This is a genomic window from Cupriavidus sp. PET2-C1, assembly GCF_054515855.1.
Map to the genome: position 1 here is coordinate 3,018,029 of NZ_CM137259.1, position 20,817 is coordinate 3,038,845.

Annotated in this window: 21 protein-coding genes; 13 read left to right on the forward strand and 8 right to left on the reverse strand. The window is 67.2% G+C overall.

What is annotated here, in order from left to right; all coding sequences use genetic code 11:
- Window positions 1-24 precede the first annotated feature (24 nt).
- Both yjgA and mog read left to right on the forward strand, forming a co-directional pair.
- Window positions 25-642 (forward strand): ribosome biogenesis factor YjgA, encoded by a 618-nt coding sequence (gene yjgA, locus ACX12D_RS13670; RefSeq protein ID WP_459371494.1) that lies wholly within the window; start codon window positions 25-27, stop codon window positions 640-642.
- Between the two features lie 40 nt (window positions 643-682).
- The gene (mog, locus tag ACX12D_RS13675) at window positions 683-1,336 is read left to right on the forward strand and encodes a molybdopterin adenylyltransferase (RefSeq protein WP_459371495.1); all 654 of its coding nucleotides are present in this window, start codon (window positions 683-685) and stop codon (window positions 1,334-1,336) included.
- A gap of 19 nt (window positions 1,337-1,355) precedes the next feature.
- Here mog and ACX12D_RS13680 read toward each other — a convergent pair whose 3' ends face one another.
- Window positions 1,356-2,237: an AEC family transporter gene (locus ACX12D_RS13680; RefSeq protein WP_459371496.1), complete on the reverse strand. Its 882-nt coding sequence runs from the start codon at window positions 2,235-2,237 to the stop codon at window positions 1,356-1,358.
- A 67-nt stretch (window positions 2,238-2,304) separates the two neighbouring features.
- Window positions 2,305-2,967 carry an oligoribonuclease gene (orn, locus tag ACX12D_RS13685; protein WP_459371497.1) on the reverse strand — a complete coding sequence of 221 codons (663 nt, stop codon included), beginning with the start codon at window positions 2,965-2,967 and terminating at the stop codon, window positions 2,305-2,307.
- 195 nt (window positions 2,968-3,162) lie between these two features.
- Between orn and ACX12D_RS13690 the strand changes: the two genes are divergently transcribed.
- The 3 genes from ACX12D_RS13690 to ACX12D_RS13700 are packed head-to-tail and all read left to right on the forward strand — an operon-like array spanning window position 3,163 to window position 5,807.
- Window positions 3,163-4,410 (forward strand): M48 family metallopeptidase, encoded by a 1,248-nt coding sequence (locus ACX12D_RS13690; RefSeq protein WP_459371498.1) that lies wholly within the window; start codon window positions 3,163-3,165, stop codon window positions 4,408-4,410.
- The gene (gene rsgA, locus ACX12D_RS13695; protein WP_459371499.1) at window positions 4,407-5,444 is read left to right on the forward strand and encodes a ribosome small subunit-dependent GTPase A; all 1,038 of its coding nucleotides are present in this window, start codon (window positions 4,407-4,409) and stop codon (window positions 5,442-5,444) included. The genes ACX12D_RS13690 and rsgA overlap by 4 nt, the downstream gene beginning before the upstream one ends.
- Before the next feature lie 54 nt (window positions 5,445-5,498).
- Window positions 5,499-5,807: a putative signal transducing protein gene (locus ACX12D_RS13700; protein ID WP_043348200.1), complete on the forward strand. Its 309-nt coding sequence runs from the start codon at window positions 5,499-5,501 to the stop codon at window positions 5,805-5,807.
- Between the two features lie 73 nt (window positions 5,808-5,880).
- Here the strand turns inward: ACX12D_RS13700 and ACX12D_RS13705 are convergent, their stop codons facing one another.
- Together ACX12D_RS13705 and ACX12D_RS13710 are read right to left on the reverse strand one after the other, a co-directional pair.
- Window positions 5,881-6,873, reverse strand: a complete 993-nt coding sequence (locus tag ACX12D_RS13705; RefSeq protein ID WP_043348206.1) for a CobD/CbiB family protein — start codon at window positions 6,871-6,873, stop codon at window positions 5,881-5,883.
- Window positions 6,874-7,037: 164 nt separating this feature from the next.
- Window positions 7,038-7,736, reverse strand: coding sequence for a pirin family protein (locus ACX12D_RS13710; protein WP_459371500.1), 699 nt, complete (start codon window positions 7,734-7,736; stop codon window positions 7,038-7,040).
- Window positions 7,737-7,886: 150 nt separating this feature from the next.
- Here ACX12D_RS13710 and ACX12D_RS13715 point away from each other — a divergent pair, with 150 nt between their 5' ends.
- On the forward strand, window positions 7,887-8,810 hold the full coding sequence (locus tag ACX12D_RS13715; RefSeq protein ID WP_043348213.1) for a LysR family transcriptional regulator: 924 nt from the start codon (window positions 7,887-7,889) through the stop codon (window positions 8,808-8,810).
- A 49-nt stretch (window positions 8,811-8,859) separates the two neighbouring features.
- The gene (gene gluQRS, locus ACX12D_RS13720) at window positions 8,860-9,792 is read left to right on the forward strand and encodes a tRNA glutamyl-Q(34) synthetase GluQRS (protein ID WP_459371501.1); all 933 of its coding nucleotides are present in this window, start codon (window positions 8,860-8,862) and stop codon (window positions 9,790-9,792) included.
- Window positions 9,793-9,889: 97 nt separating this feature from the next.
- Here the strand turns inward: gluQRS and ACX12D_RS13725 are convergent, their stop codons facing one another.
- On the reverse strand, window positions 9,890-11,380 hold the full coding sequence (locus ACX12D_RS13725; protein ID WP_459371502.1) for a DEAD/DEAH box helicase: 1,491 nt from the start codon (window positions 11,378-11,380) through the stop codon (window positions 9,890-9,892).
- Window positions 11,381-11,910: 530 nt separating this feature from the next.
- On the opposite strand from ACX12D_RS13725, the gene ACX12D_RS13730 reads away from it, so the two are divergent.
- From ACX12D_RS13730 to ACX12D_RS13745, 4 genes are all read left to right on the forward strand, one after another.
- Window positions 11,911-12,405, forward strand: a complete 495-nt coding sequence (locus ACX12D_RS13730; RefSeq protein ID WP_459371503.1) for a hypothetical protein — start codon at window positions 11,911-11,913, stop codon at window positions 12,403-12,405.
- A gap of 70 nt (window positions 12,406-12,475) precedes the next feature.
- Complete coding sequence (locus tag ACX12D_RS13735; RefSeq protein WP_459371504.1) at window positions 12,476-13,168, forward strand: PspA/IM30 family protein; 693 nt, start codon at window positions 12,476-12,478, stop codon at window positions 13,166-13,168.
- 63 nt (window positions 13,169-13,231) lie between these two features.
- The gene (locus ACX12D_RS13740; protein WP_459371505.1) at window positions 13,232-13,891 is read left to right on the forward strand and encodes an OB-fold-containig protein; all 660 of its coding nucleotides are present in this window, start codon (window positions 13,232-13,234) and stop codon (window positions 13,889-13,891) included.
- A 66-nt stretch (window positions 13,892-13,957) separates the two neighbouring features.
- The gene (locus ACX12D_RS13745; RefSeq protein ID WP_459371506.1) at window positions 13,958-15,739 is read left to right on the forward strand and encodes a flotillin family protein; all 1,782 of its coding nucleotides are present in this window, start codon (window positions 13,958-13,960) and stop codon (window positions 15,737-15,739) included.
- 115 nt (window positions 15,740-15,854) lie between these two features.
- On the opposite strand, the gene ACX12D_RS13750 is transcribed toward ACX12D_RS13745, so the two are convergent.
- Together ACX12D_RS13750 and ACX12D_RS13755 are read right to left on the reverse strand one after the other, a co-directional pair.
- Complete coding sequence (locus ACX12D_RS13750) at window positions 15,855-16,853, reverse strand: Bug family tripartite tricarboxylate transporter substrate binding protein (protein ID WP_459371507.1); 999 nt, start codon at window positions 16,851-16,853, stop codon at window positions 15,855-15,857.
- Between the two features lie 174 nt (window positions 16,854-17,027).
- Complete coding sequence (locus ACX12D_RS13755; protein WP_459371509.1) at window positions 17,028-18,683, reverse strand: acyl CoA:acetate/3-ketoacid CoA transferase; 1,656 nt, start codon at window positions 18,681-18,683, stop codon at window positions 17,028-17,030.
- Between the two features lie 182 nt (window positions 18,684-18,865).
- On the opposite strand from ACX12D_RS13755, the gene ACX12D_RS13760 reads away from it, so the two are divergent.
- Both ACX12D_RS13760 and ACX12D_RS13765 read left to right on the forward strand, forming a co-directional pair.
- Window positions 18,866-19,660, forward strand: coding sequence for an IclR family transcriptional regulator domain-containing protein (locus ACX12D_RS13760; protein ID WP_459371510.1), 795 nt, complete (start codon window positions 18,866-18,868; stop codon window positions 19,658-19,660).
- 107 nt (window positions 19,661-19,767) lie between these two features.
- Window positions 19,768-20,310 carry a GNAT family N-acetyltransferase gene (locus tag ACX12D_RS13765; RefSeq protein WP_459371511.1) on the forward strand — a complete coding sequence of 181 codons (543 nt, stop codon included), beginning with the start codon at window positions 19,768-19,770 and terminating at the stop codon, window positions 20,308-20,310.
- Here ACX12D_RS13765 and ACX12D_RS13770 read toward each other — a convergent pair.
- Window positions 20,307-20,741 (reverse strand): hypothetical protein, encoded by a 435-nt coding sequence (locus ACX12D_RS13770; protein WP_459371512.1) that lies wholly within the window; start codon window positions 20,739-20,741, stop codon window positions 20,307-20,309. The genes ACX12D_RS13765 and ACX12D_RS13770 overlap by 4 nt on opposite strands.
- Window positions 20,742-20,817: the final 76 nt, after the last annotated feature.

Here is a 20,817-nt window from a genome sequence, read left to right on the forward strand (position 1 = left end):
TCATAGCAAGATAAAATGCCAACCATGACGCGAAACACCCGCCCCTCCCCCCGGAACGCCTCCGGCTTCCCCGACCCGTTCTCCCCTGAACCGGCCGACGACGACGACATGCTCAAGAGCAAGTCGCAGAAAAAGCGCGATATGCTCGCCCTGCAAGACCTGGGCGTGGAACTCGAAGCCCTGCCCAAGGACCGCCTGGCGCGCGTGCCCATGCCCGAAGCGCTGGCCGACGCCATCCGCGACGCGCGGCGCATCACCAACCACGAAGGCAAGCGCCGCCAGATGCAGTATGTCGGCAAGGTCATGCGCAGGCTGGACGATAACGAAGTGGCCGCCATCCAGCGCGTGCTGGAAGGCTTCAAGGGCACCAGCAAGGCCGAGACGGCTAAGCTGCACCTGGTCGAGCGCTGGCGCGAGCTGCTGCTGGCGGACGACGCCGCGCTGACGAAGTTCCTGGCCGAGCACCCGGCCAGCGATGTCCAGACGCTGCGCAACATCATCCGCAACGCGCGCAAAGAGCACGAGATGAACAAGCCGCCGCGCTACTTCCGCGAGCTGTTCCAGGCCATCAAGACGGCGCTGGAAAGCAAGCAGGCCGCAGCCGCCGGCGAGCAGGAACCCGAGCCGGAAGCCGGCGAATAACCAGCATCCCAAACGCAGCAACCAAGGAAATGGGGACAAGATGACGCAAACCACAACGCCCGCGCTGGTCCATCCCGTTGCCCGCAGGCACCCGGACGAACTGCTGGTTGGCTTTGTCTCGATCTCCGACCGTGCCTCGACCGGCACCTACCAGGACGAGGGCATCCCGGCGCTGCGCGACTGGTTCGGGCGCGCCCTGACCTCGCCCTGGCAGGCCGTGGAGCGCCTCATCCCTGACGAGCAGGCACTGATCTCGCGCACGCTGATCGAGCTGGTCGATGTGGCGGGCTGCGATCTGGTGCTGACCACCGGCGGCACCGGCCCGGCCCGCCGCGACGTCACTCCCGAGGCCACGCTGGCGGTAGGCACCAAGGAAATGCCTGGCTTTGGCGAGCAGATGCGCCAGGTCAGCCTGCACTTCGTGCCCACGGCCATCCTGTCGCGGCAGGTGGCGGTGATTCGCGAAACCGCCAGCCGCGCCGCCCTCATCATCAACCTGCCGGGCCAGCCGCGCGCCATCCGTGAAACCTTGGAAGGCCTGCGTGGCGAGGACGGCAAACCCATCGTGCAGGGCATCTTTGCCGCCGTGCCCTACTGCGTCGACCTGATCGGCGGGCCTTACATCGACACGGACGAAGCCGTGGCCAAGGTGTGGCGCCCCAAGCACGCGATCCGCGCCAAACCCGCCGCGTGAACCTCCGGGGGCAGCAACGCTATCGCAGCCCCAGATACAGCCCCACCGGCACGAACACCACGGCAGCCACATTGCCCAGCAGCACGATCGACGCCACCTGGTCCGGCTCCTGCCGGAAATGATCGGCCACCAGGAAGTTGAGCACGGCCGGCGGCAGCGACGCGAACACGAACAGCAGCCCGCGCTGGAGCTGGGTCAGCGGCACCACCTGCGCCAGCAGCAAGGCACAGGCGATGCCGGTCAGCGGACAGGCCACGGCGCCGACCGCGCCCATGCCCCAGTTGCGCAGGCTCACATCCTTCATGCGCACGCCAAGCGCGAACAGCATCAAGGGCACGGTGGCGTCGCCCAGAAGCTTGATCGACTGGAACACCGGCTCCGGCAGCGAGAACCACGGCCGCGCCAGCGACAACCCCACCCCCGCCACCGTTGCCAGCACCATCGGATTGCGCGCGATCTGCGTGATCGACGCGTGCCGGTTGACGATCTTCATGCCGATGGTGAAGTGCATCAGGTTGGACGCGGCGAACAGCGCCACCGCGGGCGCCAGCCCGACCGGCCCGAACGCGAACACCGATAGCGGCAAGCCCATGTTGCCGCAGTTGTTGAACATCATGGGCGGCACGAAGGTGCGCGGATCCGCCCCCAGCAGCCGCGCGCCAAGCCACGCCAGCAACCCCGAGCCCAGCACCACGGCAACCGCGCAACCGAGCAGCACAAGCTGGTCGGCCAGCACGAATTCCTTGCTGACAAAGGCCGACACCACCAGCAGCGGCGCGATCACATCGAGCGTGGCGCGGTTGATCCCGGACATGTCGGGATGCGCGCGGCGCCCGTAGAGCCAGCCGACCAGGATGATCAGAATGACCGGCGTGATGATCGAGACGATGCGCGCAAGCATGGGCGGGCTGCAGTTAAGCCAAAGCGCCCCGCAGGGCGCCTTGGCAGTGACATGGGAGGAGAAAAAATCAGGCGGCCGGGGTATCCGGCGTTGCGCTCGCCTCGGTTGCGGCCGCGGTTGCGGTTGCGGGCGCTGCCGCCGGTGCCGACTGGCGGATGAAGTGGGTGCGGTAGTAGCGCAACTCTTCCACGGATTCCAGGATATCGGCCAGCGCGGTGTGCAGCTGGCGCTTGATGAAGCCCTTGTGGATGGCCGGCTCCCAGCGCTTGCACAGTTCCTTGAGCGTGGAGACGTCGAGGTTGCGATAGTGGAAGAACGCCTCCAGCTTGGGCATGTAGCGCGCCATGAAGCGGCGGTCCTGGCAGATCGAGTTGCCGCACATGGGCGACTTGCCGGCCGGCACCCAGCGCTTGAGGAAGGCCAGCAGCTCGACCTCGGCCTGCGCTTCGGTCAGGGTCGAGGCCTTGACCTTGTCGATCAGGCCCGAACGGCCATGGGTGCCCTTGTTCCAGTTGTCCATGCCATCGAGCACGGCGTCTTCCTGATGGATCACCAGCACCGGGCCTTCGGCCAGGATGTTGAGTTCGGAGTCCGTCACGACGATGGCGATCTCGATGATGCGGTCCGTGTCGGGCATCAGGCCGGTCATCTCCATGTCCAGCCAGATCAGGTTGTTTTCGCTCTTGACGGATTTGACGCCGCTGGGGACGTGGGTATTTTGGCTGGTCATCTGGACTGCAATCGAAAGGGAAGCAAAAGAGGGCGCGCCCGCTCCCCGGATCAGGAACAAGGGGCAGCAGGCACGAACAACTTATAATTCTCGCATATCCGCCGCCGCAGCCGGTTCCAACGCGTTCGGAAACCCGCTTCGGCGGCCCGGCCGCCACCGCGTACGCCAAGGCTTCACACGACAAGGCTCTGCCCGATGTTCACGTTTCTGTTCCTAGCCGCCCTGATGCTGATGGTGCTGACCAAGCTCTGGCTGGCGGCCCGCCAGGTGCGCCATGTGGCGCAACACCGTCATGCGGTGCCTGCCCGCTTCGCCGACACCATCACGCTGTCCTCCCACCAGAAGGCGGCCGACTACACCATCGCCCGCACCCGGCTGTCGATGCTGGAAGTGCTGGCTGGCGCCGCGCTGCTGATCGTGCTGACCATGCTGGGCGGGCTGCAGTGGATCAACCAGTTCTGGATCGACACCTTCGGCCCGGGCTACGCCTACAGCGTGGCGCTGATCGCCAGCGTGGCCGTGATCGGCGGCCTGGTCGACCTGCCCTTCTCCCTCTATGGGCAGTTCGGCATCGAGCAGCGCTTTGGCTTCAACCGCATGAGCTGGAAGCTCTACCTGGCCGACATGCTCAAGATGACCGCCGTTGGCTGCGCGCTCGGCCTGCCCTTGCTGCTCGCCGTGCTGTGGCTCATGGCCCATATGGGCGAGTACTGGTGGGCCTGGACGTGGCTGACGTGGATCGCCTTCACGATCTTTGTGCAGATGATTGCCCCGACGGTGATCATGCCGCTATTCAACCGCTTCGAGCCGCTGGCCAATGCCTCGCTGGAAGCCCGCATCACGCGCCTGCTGCAGAAATGCGGCTTCCGCAGCCGCGGCCTGTTCGTGATGGACGGCAGCAAGCGCAGCGCGCACGGCAATGCCTACTTCACCGGGTTCGGCGCGGCCAAGCGCATCGTTTTCTTCGACACGCTGATGGAGCGCCTTGCCGATGACGAGATCGAAGCCGTGCTGGCGCATGAGCTTGGCCACTTCAAGCGGCGCCACATCCTGAAGGGCATGCTGGTCAGCTTTGCGCTGAGCCTGGTCTTCCTCGCCGCGCTGGGCTGGCTTTCCAGCCGCACGTGGTTCTACACCGGGCTGGGCGTGCTGCCCAACCTGGGCACCACCAATCACGCCCTTGCCCTCGTGCTGTTCTTCCTGACCTTGCCGGTATTCACCTTCCTGCTCGGCCCCCTGGCCAGCCAGACCTCGCGCCGCCATGAATTCGAGGCGGATGCCTTTGCGGCCGGCCAGACCGATGCCGGCCACCTGGTCTCGGCCCTCGTCAAGCTTTACAAGGACAATGCCTCTACCTTGACCCCCGACCCGATCTACAGCGCCTTCTACTACTCGCACCCACCGGCAGCACAGCGGATCGACCGCCTGCTGGCGCACGCATGAGCCGCGCCGCCAGCCGGGGAGGCCCGCAGCGCGCCCCAAGCCCTGCCAAAGCCAAAGCCAATGGCGCCGCCGCCGAGGAGGCGCTGATCGTCGCCGCGCACGGCCGCCACTATGTGATCGAGCTGGACGACGGCAGCCGCCTGCACGGCTTCCCGCGCGGCAAGCGCAGCGAATGCGCGGTGGGCGACCGCGTCACCATCGAGCGCGCCGCGTCCGACCAGTGCGTGATCACCGGCTTCAAGCCGCGCAAGAACCTGCTGCATCGCTCGGACCAGTTCAAGTCCAAGCTGCTGGCCGCCAACATCGACCAGGTAGTGATCGTGCTGGCGACCGAGCCGGGCTTCTCGGAAGACCTGCTGGGCCGCGCGCTGGTGTCCGCCGAAGCACTGGGCATCCGCCCGTTGATCATCCTCAACAAGATCGACCTGACCGAGCGGCTGGAAGAAGCGCGCGGCCGCCTCGAGCTGTACCGCGGGCTGGGCTACGAGACACTGTTCCTGTCGGTGCACGGATCGCCGGAAGATACGCTGGCGCAGTTGCGCCCGCAGCTGGCGCACCGCGCCAGCATCCTGATCGGCCAGTCGGGCATGGGCAAGTCCTCGCTGCTGAACCTGCTGATCCCGGGCGTGGAAGCGCAAACGCGGGAAATCTCCGCCAAGCTGGATTCGGGCAAGCACACCACCACTTTTACCCGCCTCTACCACCTGCCCGCCAGCGTGGATGGCGAGGCCAATGGCATGGATGGCGTCGATGGGGTGGATGGCGCGGATCCTCAAGCGCGCCAGCGTGGCTGCCTGATCGATTCGCCGGGTTTCCAGGAGTTCGGCCTGCACCACCTGAGCGAAGGCATGCTGGAGCGCGCGTTCCCTGAATTCCGCCCACGCCTGACCGAGTGCCGCTTCTACAATTGCCACCACATCAACGAGCCCGGCTGCGGCGTGCTGGCGTCGATGAAGACCGGCGAGATCTCCGGCCGGCGCCACCAGCTCTACACGCAGCTGCTGCACGAATCCCGCCAGCAAAAGCCGTGGTAAGGTAATCGGGCGCGCCACCTGCGGGCAAACGGGCATGTGGCGCACCCGATCACCATGAAACTACTGCTATCGACCCCTTCCCTCGTCCATGCCGCGCACTGCCAGAACGTACTGGAAGCCGCCGGCATCCGCGCCGACCTGCGCAATACCTGGCTGGCCGGCGCCATGGGCGACATCCCGTTTCGCGAAAGCGCGCCCCAGGTCTGGCTGATCGACGATGAGCGGGAGGCCGAGGCCTGGGAGGTATTGCACGCCGCCGCCAATCCGGCGCCGGGGCCGCGATGGGCCTGCGCGTCCTGCGGGGAATGGCACGATGCGCAGTTCGGCTCGTGCTGGCAATGCGGCGCGCCGCGGCAACCCTGACAGCAAAGCGCCCGCGGCAAGCGCGGGCGTCGATGGTAAACGGGTACAGCGGAGCGGGTACGGCGGGGTTGGCTCAGCCCACCCAGAGCGCCAACGACAACATCGCCAGCAGCAGCATCCACAGCACGACGGCACGCCACACCAGGCCGATGGCCGATTGCAGCGTACGCACGTTGGGTTCCACCCCGAATTCCGGCGCGACCGCCTCGGGCTCGCTATCGTCTTCCATGCCCGGCGCATAGTCCACCGCCGGGCCGGCCAGGCTGGTGCGCAGCACCACGGCAGTACTCTCTTCCGCCAGCGGTACCCCCAGGCGCACGCCAAGCGCGCCGCCGCCGCTGGCAAGCAGGATGCCGTTGACGGCATCGTTCCACTTGCGCGCGTGGTTGCGCCACGCATACACCGCGTCCTCGAAATTGCCGACGATGGCAAAGCCGACCGAGGTCAGCCGCGAGGGAATCCAGTCCAGCAGGTAGAAGGCACGCGCGGCAAAGCGGCCCAGCGCGGGGCTGCGGTCCGTGGAGGGGATATTCCAGTGGCGCGCGAGGTACTCGGCAATGCGGTACAAGACCACGCCGCCCGGGCCGATCGGCACCAGGAACCAGAAGAACACCCCGAACACATGCCGGTGCACAGCCACGATGGCAGCTTCCAGGGTATGCCGCACGATTTCCGTGACCGGCATTTCGATGGTTTCGAGACCGGTCCACTGGTGCAGCAGCGCGCGGGCGCGCGGCAGGTCATCGCGGTTGAGGGCCTCGTGGATATCGGTGAAGAAGTGGCTGAACTGCCGGAAACCCAGGGTGAGGTAGAGCAGCAGGACATTCCACGCCAGCGTGAGCGCCACGCTGATGGAGGCCAGCAGGTAGTGCACCACCATGGCGGTCAGCGTGAGCGGCAGCACCACCGTGAACCAGGCCAGCGCGGTATCGCGCGGGCGCCCGGTGTCAAAGGCATGCTCGGCGCGCTCGGCAAGAACGCGCACGATGTCGTAGATCGGATTGTTGCGGCCCAGGGCGCGGAACTGCTCGGCGATCAGCGCGAGGAGAACGGATACAAATGTCATCTCTGGTCTGGGTGTCGATGGCCAGGGCGCATCAGCCGGCGCGTGTGCCGGGCTGATCGCTTATCTTATCTATAGCGAGACGATAGCATACGGCAACCCCGCCCAGACGAAGCACCGCAGCCCGCCGGCAAAGCGGGCGGGCTGCGGGCTGCCGAAGCAAGGCCTCAGGGCAGGTCAAACACCAGCACTTCGGCACCATCGCCGTGCGCCAGGGTCACGGCCTCGGCGCCTTCCAGCTGTGCGGCATCGCCCGCTTCCAGCGCCTTGCCATTGACGGTGACGCGGCCACGCGCCACATGGACATAGGCCTTGCGCTTGGGCGCCAGCGCCAACGTGGCGGACTCGTCGCCGTCAAACAAGCCGGCATACAGGCGCATGTCCTGATGGATCACCACCGAGCCTTCGGCGCCGTCGCGGCTGCCCACCAGGCGCAGCCGGCCGCGCTTGTCGGCCGCCGCAAAGTGCTTCTCCTCGTAGCCGGGCTCAAGGTCGGACTTCTCCGGCAGGATCCAGATCTGCAGGAAGTGCGTGGTGTCGTGTGCGGCGTGGTTGTACTCCGAGTGCCGCACGCCGGTGCCCGCGCTCATGCGCTGCACGTCGCCGGGGCGGATCACGCTGCCGTTGCCCATGCTGTCCTTGTGGGCCAGCTCGCCTTCCAGCACATAGCTGATGATTTCCATGTCGCGGTGGCCATGGGTGCCAAACCCCATGCCCGGCGCTACACGGTCTTCATTGATGACGCGCAGCGGCCCGAACTGGACGTGCTTGGGATCGTAGTAGTCCGCGAAGGAAAACGTATGGTACGACTTGAGCCACCCATGATCGGCATAACCACGTTCACCCGCCTTTCTGATTTCAATCATTTTGACGGCCCTCCTTCAGGCCACATTGGCGCAGGAACTGGGTTAATCCTAGTCCTGGCCTTGAGCAACGTTTCGATACTAGGCAGTTTAGGGTGGCAGGCGTATATTTGGCGGACCGATCTTAGAAGCATTCATTCAGAAATTCTGAACATGGCACTCTCTCTCGAATCCCTGGAAGTTCTTGACGCCATCGAGCGCAAGGGCAGCTTTGCCGCCGCCGCGCACGAGATGGGCAAAGTGCCCTCCGCGCTCACCTATGTGGTGCGCAAGCTGGAGGAAGACCTGGACGTACTGCTGTTCGACCGGCGCCGCCACCGCGCCGAGCTCACGCCCGCCGGGCGCGCGTTGCTGGACGAAGGCCGCCACCTGCTGCACGCCGCCGACGACCTGGCCCGCCGCGTCAAGCGGCTGGCCACCGGCTGGGAAGCCACCCTGACCATCGTGGTCGACGACCTGATCAACTTCCGCGCCCTGCTGCCGGTCATCCAGGACTTCTATGCCGAGAACAATGCCACCCGGCTGCGCTTTGCCAAGGAAGTGCTGGGCGGCGCGTGGGATGCGCTGGTCAGCAGCCGCGCCGACCTGGTGATCGGCGGCGCCTACGATGCGCCGAGCACCCAGGGCTTCCAGGTGCGCCCGCTGGGCTCCATGCCCTTTGTCTTCGCGGTGGCCGCGCATCATCCGCTGGCGACCGAGCCCGGCCCGCTGACCACCCTGCAGATCGCCAAGCACCGCATCGTGGCCGTGGGCGACACCTCGCGCAACCTGCCGGCCCGCACCCATGGCGTGCTCGCCGGGCAGGACGTGCTGGTGGTACCCACCATGCGCGACAAGCTCGAAGCCCAGATCCGCGGCCTGGGCTGCGGCTGGCTGCCGGCGCCCATGGCGCAGCCCTTTATCGAAAGCGGCGTGCTGCAGGCACGCGAGACCCTGGAGGTGCGCGCCCCCGGCAATTTCAAGGTTGCCTGGCGCACCAGCACGCGCGGCAAGGCGCTGCAATGGTGGGCCAACAAGCTGGACGACCCGCGCCTGGCGCAAGCCCTGCTCCAGCAGCAGCCGGGCCAGCCTGACTAAGCACCAGGCCAAGCGCCGGACCCATCACCGCCTAACACCTGCTTTCGCCATGCCTACCCGCCCTAGCCCGGCGCCCAGCTACCGGGGCCGCTTTGCGCCCTCCCCCACCGGCCCGTTGCATATGGGCTCGCTGGTCACCGCGCTGGCCAGCTGGCTCGACGCACGCGCCCATCTTGGCATCTGGCTGGTGCGCGTCGAGGACATCGACTATCCGCGCTGCGTGCGCGGCGCGGACCAGCAGATCCTGCGGGCCCTGGCGCGCCTCGGCCTGCATCCGGACGAGCCGCCGCAATGGCAGAGCCGGCGCGAAGCGCTGTACGCCGAGGCGCTGCGCAAGCTCGATGCCGACCATCGGACCTATCCCTGCGGATGCTCGCGCAAGGAAATCGCCGACTCGCTGCTGCATGCGCGCGAGCGCCACCAGACGCTTGGATATCCCGGCACTTGCCGCGACGGCCTGCATGGCAAGCTGCCCCGCGCCTGGCGGGTGCGGGTGCCAGACGGCGACGCCGCGCTGATCTGCTTCGACGATCGCTGGCAAGGCCGGCAATGCCAGGACCTTGCGACCGAGCTCGGCGACTTCGTGCTGCGCCGCGCCGATGGCTTGTGGGCTTACCAGCTGGCGGTAGTGGTCGACGATGGCCACCAGGGCATCACGCATATCGTGCGCGGCGCCGACCTGCTCGACTCCACGCCGCGGCAGATCCACCTGCAGCATCTGCTGGGGCTGCCCACGCCGTCGTACCTGCACGTGCCGGTGGTGACCAACGCGCTGGGCGAGAAGCTCAGCAAGCAAAGCGGCGCGCAGGCCATCGACGATCTCGATCCGCTGGCGGCGCTGCGCACGGCCGGCGCGCACCTGGGACTGTCGAGCGCGGCGCAATCGGTGGAAAGCTGGCTGAGCGATGCGACGGCCGGCTGGGCCGCCATGCTGGAACGCCTGCCCGCCCAGGCGCACAGCGAAGCGACGACATCCCCCTGAATGGCGTGAGCCCCAAAACAAGACAGGCGCCCGAAGGCGCCTGTCTTGTTGGTTGCGGCGGCAGCGACTCGCTACGCCACGGGTCGCGCCGTGACGGTCAGGACTTGCGCGGCACGCCGCCCAGCAGCGCCGCCAGTTGCCGCTTGGGCGCCGGACGGCCGCGGCCAAAGGCGGCGGCGTTGTTGTCCGTCACGTCGGGCTGCGCGGCAACCGCCGCGGCGCTCGGCTCGTAAGGACGCGAGAAGAAGGAATCGTCGGAGGGGCGGAACGTGTTGCGCGAGCTGGCCGGATCGTTGCGGCGCGGACGCGGCTCCTCGCCGTCGCCATTGGCGCGCGGGCGGCGCACTTCGGTGCGGGCACGGCGGCGGTCGTTCTCGTCAGCGCGGGCGCCGGCGCCGGTGGGGTCGAACCCGGTCAGCGCGGTACGCGGCAGGCTGCGCTTGAGCAGCTTCTCGATATCGACCAGCAGGCGCTCATCGGCCGGCACGTAGATCGACAGCGCATCGCCGCTGGCGCCGGCACGGCCGGTACGGCCGATGCGGTGGATGTAGTCTTCGGCGCTGAACGGCAGGTCGAAGTTGATCACGCAGGGCATGTCGGGAATGTCGAGGCCGCGCGCCGCCACGTCGGTGGCGACCAGCGCATCGATATTGCCTTGCTTGAAGCCATCCAGCGTCTGCATGCGCTCGGTCTGGGTCTTGTCGCCGTGGATGGCGGCGGCGTTGATGCCTTCGCGCTCCAGGTGGCGCGCCAGGCGCGAGCAGCCGATCTTGCTGTTGACGAAGACGATGCACTGGCGCGACAGGCCTTCGGCGGCGCGCGTCTTCAGCAGGTGCACCACGGCGGCCTGCTTGTGGCCGTCTTCGACCTGGAACACGGTCTGGCGCACGTTCTCGTTGGCCGAGTTGCTGCGCGCCACTTCGATGGTGACCGGCTGGTGCAGGTAGCTGGCGGCCAGCCGCTTGATTTCGTTCGAGAAGGTGGCCGAGAACAGCAGCGTCTGGCGCTTTGCCGGCAGCAGGTTGATGATGCGCTGCAGGTCGGGCAGGAAGCCCATGTCGAGCATGCGGTCCGCCTCGTCCAGCACCAGCATCTGCACTTGCGACAGGTTCACCGATTTTTGCTGAACGTGATCGAGCAGCCGGCCCGGGGTTGCCACCAGGATTTCCACGCCGCGGCGCAGGGCCTCGGTCTGCGGGTTCATGTCCACGCCGCCGAACACCACCGTGCTGCGCAGGTCCGTGAAGCGCGCGTAGCGGGCCACGTTGTCGTAGACCTGGTCGGCCAGTTCGCGGGTGGGGGTGAGCATCAGGGCGCGCACCGGATGGCGGGCCGGCGAGGCGCTGGCGCTGGCCAGCGGCAAGAGGCGCTGGATGATCGGCAGCGCAAAGCCGGCGGTCTTGCCGGTGCCGGTCTGGGCCGCGCCCATCACGTCCTTGCCCAGCAGCACCACGGGAATCGCCTGCTCCTGGATGGGAGTGGGCTTGGTGTAGCCCTGCTCGGACAGCGCGCGCTGGATGCGAGCATCTAGCCCGAAGCTATCGAAGGTGATCTCGGGGGTGGTCTGGTCAGTGGTCGTAGTCGTCATGGTTTCCGTGTCTTGCAGGAGGCGAACCCGGCGCCAACGGACACGCGTCTTGAACCGAGCGGGGGAGATCCGCGCATGGATTTAAGGGCCGGCCGCATGGGGCGCGCTGTGCTGCCGCACGCCATTGCAAGCCGTCGTCTGTCCGTGCCTCTGCGGGCAATTCCGCCGCGCGATCAATAGCTCATGTAAATCAAAGACTTAGATTGTAGCATTAGCGACCCATTTAAGGGTAGTGCGGGTGTGGCGGCTACGCCAGTTTCGGCGTCGCGGATTTCAACTTTATGTCACCGGGTGCGGGGTCGCCGTGTTGCCCGCCGTGTTGCCCGCCGTGTTGCCCGCCGTGTTGCCCGCCGTGTCGCCCGCCGTGTTGCCGATAAGCCCAGGCTCCTCGCCGCAGCCTATATCCTGCAAGTTATCCGGCAAGTGCGCCGGATCTCATTTGCCATTTTTTGTTTTCAAACGTATACAACCGATGGCGCGCGACCTATGCTTGGTACCAGTGAGTCCCTTCAGGCCGCAGGCCGATCCCGATGCAAACCGTTTCTGTCCGAATCCCCGAAGAAGACCTCGCCTGGCTGGCCGGCATCCAGCTGGCCGGCGCCAGCAGCCCCAGCGACAAGATCCGCGCCCTGCTGGCCGACGCGCGCCGGCGCGCCGATGGCTCGAGCGACTACCTCGGCTGCGTCTCGCTGCTGCGCGAGCAAGTGCGCCCCCTGCTCGATGCCACGCAGGCCCTGGAGCACGATCACCAGCAGCATTCGGCCATCGTCCCGCTGCTGGCCATGCAGTTGCCCGAGCTGATGGCCAGCCTGATTGCCGGCGTGCCGTCAGGGGAGCAGGCGCCTGCGCAAGCGCGCGATCTGGAGGCGCGCCTCACCGCCCGCGCCATGCGCATGCTGCTGGGCCTGCTGCGCCTGGGGGTCACCCAACGCGCGCCGGCCTACGACCCCGCCGTACTGGACGCCTACATTCCCGAAGTGTTAGAAATGACAAAACTGATCCAGAGCGCTCGACAGACCACCTAGAATCCCGACTTTTTGCGTTGCGCCATCGCCGCCCAAGCGGCGCCTTACCGATGCACCGAGGAAACACACCATGACGACAGAAGGCCTGGGTAACCGTGTGAAACGACTGCTGACCGCCAATGTGCACGCGCTGGTCAGCTCGCTGGAGGCGCGCGCGCCGCAAGCCGTGCTGGAGCAGTACCTGCGCGAGTTCGACGAGGTGATCGCGCAGGCGCGAGTCGGGCTAGGCCAGCACGAGGCGGCCAAGCACCATGCCGCCAAGGCCATCGCGCGGCTCAACAACGAGATCGAGCGGCTCGACGAACAAGTCGCAGTGGCGCTCCAGCACGGCGACGATGCCGCGGCGCGCGCGGGCACCGAGCGCCAGATCGACCTCGAGGACCAGCTCGGCACGCTCAACGGCAGCCTGCAGGAAGCCGTTGAAAAATCCGAGGCAGCCGAAGCCGACCTGCTTGGCCTGCGCGCCAAGCGCGCCGAGATGGAGCAGGCGCTGGCCGGCATGGTGGCCGCGCGGGCTGCCGCCGAGCGCGCGGGCGCCAGCGTCGGCGCCGCGCCAGGCACCAGCGCCGGCGTGCGTGCCGAACAACTCGAGCAAGGCTTCAACCGCGCCATGACCAGCGCCACGGGCGTGGCCGGGCTCGGCGTCGGCAGCTCCAGCGCCGATGCCTCCTTGCTCAAGCGGCTGGAGACACTGCACAAGGAACAGCGCATCAACGAACGCCTTGAGCGCCTGAAGGCCGCACGCGACGCGGCGCGCTCCTGAGCGCCGCGCACCAGACACCGGCTCCGCCGCTCCCGACCGATTCAGCACAATAAGAACGCCGAAATGAATCAGCTGTTATTGCCGGGCAATGCCCCGTTCGTGGTGGCGATTGGCTTGATGGTAGTCATCGGCGTGCTGGAGGCGCTGGCCATGCTGCTTGGCCTCGCCCTGTCGCAGCAGGCCGACAGCTTCCTGGTCACGCATTTCGCGCTGGACCACACCGACGCCAGCTCGGCCGATGCCGGCGCCATCGGCCAGTTCCTCGGCTGGCTGCACTTGGGCCGCGTGCCGCTGCTGATGCTGGTGGTGCTGTTCCTGATGGGCTTCGCCATCGTCGGCCTGATCCTCCAATGGGTGATCGCCGCCGTGGCCGGCCACCTGCTGCCCGTGCCGCTCGCGGTGGTGCTAGCCACGCTGGGCGCCCTGCCCTTCGTGCGCGCCACCGGCAGCCTGGTGGGACGCTATTTTCCGCAGGACGAATCCTCCGCCATCTCCGAGCTCGATTTTGTCGGGCGCGTTGCCCAGGTCACGCTCGGCGAGGCCTCGGCCGGCAATCCGGCGCAAGCGCGCCTGGTGGACGAGTACGGCCAGGCCCACTACCTGCGCGTCGAGCCGGACGAGCCGGGCCAGCGTTTTCCGCGCGGCGCAACCGTACTGATCGTCGCGCGCACCTCCGGCACCTTGTATCGCGCCATCGTCAACCCGCGGCCCGACCTGCTGTAGGCCACGCGCGGGCGCCAGCCGTCCGCGGTATTTTTTTCCAAGTTCCAAGGGAGCATCAGAACCAATATGGATTCCATCATCTTCTGGGGTGTCATCGGCCTGGCCGGCGTACTCGGCCTGTGCATCATCGGCCTGATCTTCTCGCGCCTGTACACGCGCGCATCGGCCGAGCGCGCCTTCGTGCGTACCGGGCTGGGCGGGCAAAAGGTGATCATGAGCGGCGGCGCCATCGTGCTGCCGGTGTTCCATGAAATCATCCCGATCAACATGAACACGCTCAAGCTGGAGGTCAGCCGCGCCTCACGCGACAGCCTGATCACCAAGGACCGCATGCGCGTGGATGTGGTGGTGGCGTTCTTCGTGCGGGTCAAGCCCACCGTGGAAGGCGTGTCCACCGCCGCGCAAACGCTGGGCCAGCGCACGCTGGCGCCGGAGAGCCTGCGCGCGCTGGTGGACGACAAGTTCGTCGACGCGCTGCGCTCCACCGCGGCGCAGATGAGCATGCAGGACCTGCAGGATGCGCGCGAGCAGTTCGTGCAGGGCGTGCAGAACACCGTGGCCGAAGACCTGACCAAGAACGGGCTGGAACTGGAGAGCGTGTCGCTCACCAACTTCAACCAGACCTCGAAGGAGTTCTTCGACCCCAACAACGCCTTCGATGCCGAGGGCCTGACCAAGCTCACGCAGGAAACCGAGCGCCGCCGCAAGGAACGCAACGAAGTCGAGCAGGACACCGAGGTCTCCGTGCGCGAGAAGAACCGCGACGCACTGGCCAAGAAGCTGGAGATCGAGCAGCAGGAATCGTTCATGAAGCTCGAGCAGGAACAGCAGGTGAAGACCCGCACCGCCGAGCAGAACGCGCGCATCGCGTCCTACGAGGCCGAACGCAGGCAGGAGGCCGAGCAAAGCCGCATCACCGCCGAGCGCCAGGTGCAGGAATCCGAGATCCAGCGCGAGCAGGCCGTGCGCACGCGCAAGGTGGAAGCCGAGCGCGACGTGCGGGTCAAGGAAATCGAGCAGCAGCGCGTCACCCAGATGGCGGCCATCGACCAGGCCAAGGTGACGGAAATCGCCGAGCAGGAAAAGGCCATCGTGATCGCCGCCAAGTCGGAAGCGCAATCGCAGGCGCAGGGGCGCGCCAACGAGGCACTGGCTGAAGCGGTCAAGGCCGAGCAGATGGTGGAGACCACACGGCGCACGGCGGAAGCCGACCGTGCCAAGCAAGTGGCCCTGATCGAGGCCGCGCAAGAGGCCGAGACCCAGGCGGTGCACGTCACCACGCAGGCACGCGCCGAGCGCGAGGCTGCGCAGATGCAGGCCACCGCCATCGTCGAACTGGCCGAGGCCGCGCGCAAGAAGGGCCTGGCCGAAGCCGAGGCGCAGCGCGCGCTCAACGACGCCATCAACGCGCTGTCGTCGGACCAGACCAGCCTGAAGTTCAAGCTGGCGCTGCTGCAGGCGCTGCCGGGCGTGATCCAGCAGAGCGTGGAGCCGATGAAGGCGATCGACGGCATCAAGATCATCCAGGTCGACGGCCTCAACCGCGGCGGCGCGGCGGCAACCGCCGACGCCGGCAACGGTGGCGGCAATGGAAATGGAAATGGCAACGGCAATCTTGCCGAGCAGGCGATGTCCGCAGCGCTGTCCTACCGCGCGCATGCGCCGCTGATCGATTCGTTGCTCAAGGAAGTGGGCTTGGCCGGCGGCTCGCTGCAGGGCCTGGTTCCCAGCCTCGCGGCTGCGCAAGCGGCATCGCACACGGACAACGCGCAGGTCTTGCCGCTGAAGCACGCCAGCCATGCCGTCAACGCGCCGGGGATCGAGCCGGGAAACAACGCCAGCAACTGACGGCCACCTGGCTGACCGCCGGACTGGCTGACCGGCTAGACAACGGGCCGCATGCATTCACTGCATGCGGCCCGTTTTCCATTTCGGTTTCATCCAGCTTCGCGCCCGACCAGACTCAGTCGCTCTTGATGCCGTTGTCCTGGATCACCTTGCCCCACTTCTTGTAGTCGTTGCGCATGCGCGACGCCAGTTGCTCAGGCGGCTGGTAGGCAGCGACCGTGCCCGCGCCGAGCATCTTTTCCTGCACCACGGGATCGGCCAGCGCCGCCTTCAGTTCGGCCGACAACTTGGCGATCACGTCCTTGGGCGTGCCGGCGGGGGCCAGCAGGCCGCCCCAGGCGGTGGCCTCGAAACCGGGAAAGCCCTGCTCCGCCACCGTCTTCACATCGGGCGTGAAGCTCACGCGCTTGGCCGAGCCCACGGCGATGGGACGCAGCTTGCCGGCCTTGATGTGCGGCAGCGCCGCGATCATGTCGGAGAACATCATCGGCACCTGGCCGACCAGCAGATCGGAGATCGCCGGCGCGCTGCCTTTGTAGGGCACGTGCTGCACGTCGAAATGCCCGGTGCTCTTGAGCAGTTCGGTGGACAGGTGGCCAAAGCTGCCGTTGCCGGCGCTGGTGTAGTTGAGCGCGCCGGGCTTGGCCTTGGCGCGGGCGATGTATTGCTGCAGGTCGGTCACGTCGGGCATGGCCTGCGGGTTGACCACCATGACGATGGGCAGGTCGTAGGCGGAACCGATCGGCGTGAAATCCTTGAAGATGTCATAGCCCTTGCGGCTGATCAGGTGCGGCGCCAGCAGTGTGGGCGTGGCCAGCACCATCAGCGTGTAGCCATCCGGCGCGCTCTTGGCGACGGCTTCCGCGCCGATCGTGCCGGAAGCGCCCGGGCGGTTGTCCACCACCACCGTCTGCTTGAGCGATTCGCCCATCTTCTGGCCGATGATGCGCGCGGCGGTATCGGTCGGGCCGCCCGGCGGGAACGGCACCACCAGGCGGATCGGCTTGGACGGATAGGCTTGCGCGAAGGCCTGCGGCGCACACAGCGGCAGCGAAATGCCCAGGATGGCCGCACCCAGGCGGCGCGAGAAAATACGACGGCTTGTCTTCTGCATGATGAGTATGAAACGTAATCCAGCAATGACGCGTGCCAGCTTGACAGCCTGCGCGCGCGTCGGCGATCCAGCAAAACTAACGGGAAAGACAGGACAAAGCTTCGATGGCCTCCTCCATGACCGGTCGTGGCCGGCCGTTTGTTATCGGGCGGCGGCGCAGCGCGCCTCAGCGCTTCAGAGCTTCAGCGGACCTGGGCGGAACAGCCGCGCATCCATGGTGCGCAGGTCGGGCGCTACAGTGACCGCGGTGGCGCACTGGTCCAGCACATCGCGCTGCAGGTCGATGCCCGGCGCGATCTCGATCAGGGTCAGGTGCTCCGCGCCAATGGCATCGGGGCGCATCTCAAAGACGGCACGCTCGGTGATGTAGAGCACGGGGATGCCGAGCGAGGCCACATAAGGGCCGTTGAAACTCAGGTGCGAGACCTGCGGCACGATCTTTTTCACGCGGCCTTCGCGCGCGATGCGCAGGGTGCCGTTCTCGGCGCGCACCTCCAGGCCACCGGCGGTGAGCGTGCCGACGAAAACCACGGCCTTGGCGCTCTGCGTGATGTTGATGAAGCCGCCGACGCCGGCGATCAGCGCTTCGGCGCCTTCGCCAAACTTGCTGACATTGACGTTGCCGTGCCCGTCCAGCTCGGCCAGCCCGAGGATGGCGAGATCGATGCCGCCGCCCTCGTAGAAATCGAACTGCGCCGGCTGGTCGACGATCGCTTCCGGATAGGCGGACGCGCCAAAGCTGAGGCCATCCGCGGGCGTGCCGCCAATCGGGCCGGCTTCCACCGTGAGCGTGAAGCCTTCGACGCCGGCCTCCACCGCCAGCATGCCGACGGCGGCGGGCATGCCAACCCCGAGGTTGACCACGCGCGGCTGCCTGCGCGCCAGCTCCAGCACCGCGCGCCGCTGCACGATGGTGCGGGCATCAAGCACGGGGGCTACGGCTGGCACCTCTGGCGCCGGTGCGCTGGCGGCGTTGGCGGCATTGACGTTGCTGGCGGCTTCCCCTTGCCACGGCGTCACGTAGGCCGGATTGAACTGCTCCGCGAACGTCATCTGGTGATGCGCCGGGTTCTCGCTCACCACCACGTAGTCGACCAGGATGCCGGGCACGTGGATGGCCTGCAGGTTGTCGTGGTGATCCACCAGCGACTCCACCTGCGCGATCACGATGCCGCCGGAGTTGTGCGCCGCCTGCGCCATCGCCAGCAGTTCGTGGTGAAAGGCCTCGCGGTGCGTGCTCAGGTTGCCGCGCGTATCGGCGGCGGTGCAGCGGATCAGCGCGCAGTGGATCGGGAAGCTCGGATAGAACAGGTATTCGTCGCCGCGGAAATCGACCGCCTCGACCCAGTTCGCGCGGCCCTCGGCAATCGCCGCCTGCGCGCTGCGGTTGATGGCGCCACCGTGGTAGCGGCTGTCCTGCGCGGTGCGCGGATCAACGAACGTGTGCAGGCCGATCTTGGTCAGCACGCCGGGCTTGCCGCCGGCGATGGCACGGTACAGGTGCGTCAGCACGCCCTGCGGCAGGTTGTAGCCCTCGCACGCCTCGGCCATGGCCAGCGAGGCCAAGCGCGTGGCGGAGCGCCAGTGCCCGCCCACGATGCGCCCGGTCATGCCCGCATTGCCGAAGTGGTTCACCCCGCGCGCGCCGCGGTCGCCCTGCCCCGCCGAATACACCAGCGTCAGGTCGCGCGGCATGCCGGCGTCCAGGAAACGGCGCTCGAGCGCGTCCGTCACCGCCTCGGCATGGCCGGCGCCCACGAAACCAGCGCTCGCCACCGTCCACCGGGATTGCACGAGCGCAGCCGCCTGCTGCGCGCTGATGACCTTCATGGCTGTCTCCATCGTGTTCTTCTCGGCGCGGCGTGCTGCCTGCACGCACTGCGCCGGACCGCATTCCGCACCACATATTCCGCGAACATTTGTTCGCAAAACACCTATCATACGTAGTCATGCCGGCATCGCGCAAGTGCGTTCATCGCACTAAAATCACCCTATTTCCGTCTCCCCACGCTATGAACAGCCCCGAAACGCCCCTGGCCAACCCGCAGAAAAAGGAAGAGCTGCTCGATTCGCTGACCAATGGCCTGGCGCTGCTGCGCCTGTTCGCCTCCGGCGCGGGGAGCCTCACCATGCAGGACGTGGCGGAACAGCTCGACGTGACCCGCGCCGCGGCGCGGCGGCTGCTGCTGACCCTGCAGCACAACGGCTATGTCGCGCAGGACGGCCGGGACTTTTCCATCACCCCGCGCGTGATGGACCTGGGCTACGCGTACTTTGCGTCGATGAACCTGCCGCAACTGGCCGCGCCCTACCTCAAGGCGCTCTCCGAGCAGACGGGGGAAACCTGCTCGCTGGGCGTGCTGGACGGCGAATCGGTGGCGCTGGTGGCGCGCGAGGAGCCGCCGCAGATCCTGCGGGTCGACATGGGCGTGGGGCGGCGCATGCCGGCCTACGCCCACTCGCTCGGCCGCGTGCTGCTGGCCGGGCTGGACGACAAGGCGCTCGAGGCTTACCTTGCCACCGCGCAGCTACGCAAGCTCACCCCGTTTACGGTCAGCTCGCGCACGGCGCTGGCGCGCACGCTCAAGCAAGTGCGCAGCGACGGTTACTGCACGCTGATCAGCGAACTGGTGGACGGCTTCGCCGGCATCTCGGTGCCGGTGCGCGCCGAGTCCGGCAAGGTGGTGGCGGGACTGGGCCTGAGCATGGTGCTGGGCAGCCGTGGCGCGGTGCACCTGGAGCAGCACTACCTGCCTGCGCTCAAGCGCGCCGCGGGGGAGCTCGAGGCGCTGCTGCGCCGGCGTTGAGGGCATCGGCGCCCAAGCGGCGCATCGGCAATGCACAACCAGGACGAGACGCCTAGAATGGGAAACGGGTCAAGGCCGGCACGCACCGCACGTGAAAGCATCACCGCATGAGTATCAGACCGCTCGACTGGGCGCGTGACGGCGCCGGCATCCTCAAGCTCGACACCACCTACGAGACTGATCGCATCTACGCGGTCAAAAGCGGCCCGCTGGGCATCTGGCTCGTGGAGCAGGTGCTGGGCCAGCCCGTCCTCAACCACTACGACCCGTCCGGCTTCGAGCAGGATTGCGCCAAGGCCGACCACGCGCTGGTGTTCGAGAGCGCAAGCGGCGACATCGGCGGCTTTGCCGCCGTCCGGCTCGAAGCCTGGAACCGGTCCGCGCTGCTGAGCGCCATCTTCGTCGCGCCCGCGTTCCGCGGCACTGGCATCGGCCGCGTGCTGCTGGGGGAAATCAACCGCCTGCTGCTAACAACGCCGGCACGCTGCCTGCGCGCGGAAACGCAAAACACCAACTACCCTGCCATCGGCTTTTACCGCGCGCTGGGATTCTCGCTGTGCGGGCTGGACTGGGACCTCTACGACCCCGACACCGCCGGCACCGAGACCGCGCTGATCTTCACGCGGCCGGTGGTGCGCAAGTCTGGCTAGCCATCCGCTAGCCAGCCCCCCTCCTGCGCATGGCAAAAACCGATCCATGCGTGCAGCACGCCGGCGTGCGCGAATGAGCCGACGCCGAACACCACGGCAATCGCCGCGCTCCACGGCGCCGTCGCCACTGCTGGCGCAGCCGCGTCGACCGTGCCAGCCATCGCCGCCACCATCTCCGGCAGCACGCCCGTGCCCCAGCCCAGGACCAGGAACATGGCGCAGCCCGCCGACATGCCGGCGCACGAATACCGCAGCGCCAGTGCCGCGCGCCCGGTGAAGGCGGCGTGCCGGTGCAGGTGGTTGATGCGCAGGATCGCCACGGCGTTGGCTGCCGCCACGATCCCCATCAGCGAGGGCCAGAAGAACGGATGATCGCTGCGCGCGTCCTGCATCAGCAGCACGCCGATGGTGAGGAAGGTGGGCGCAGCCAATGTCGCCACGCTCCATGACAACACTTGCCACGCCCACCACGGGTGGCGCCATTGCAGCCGGCGCGCGCGCGGGAGC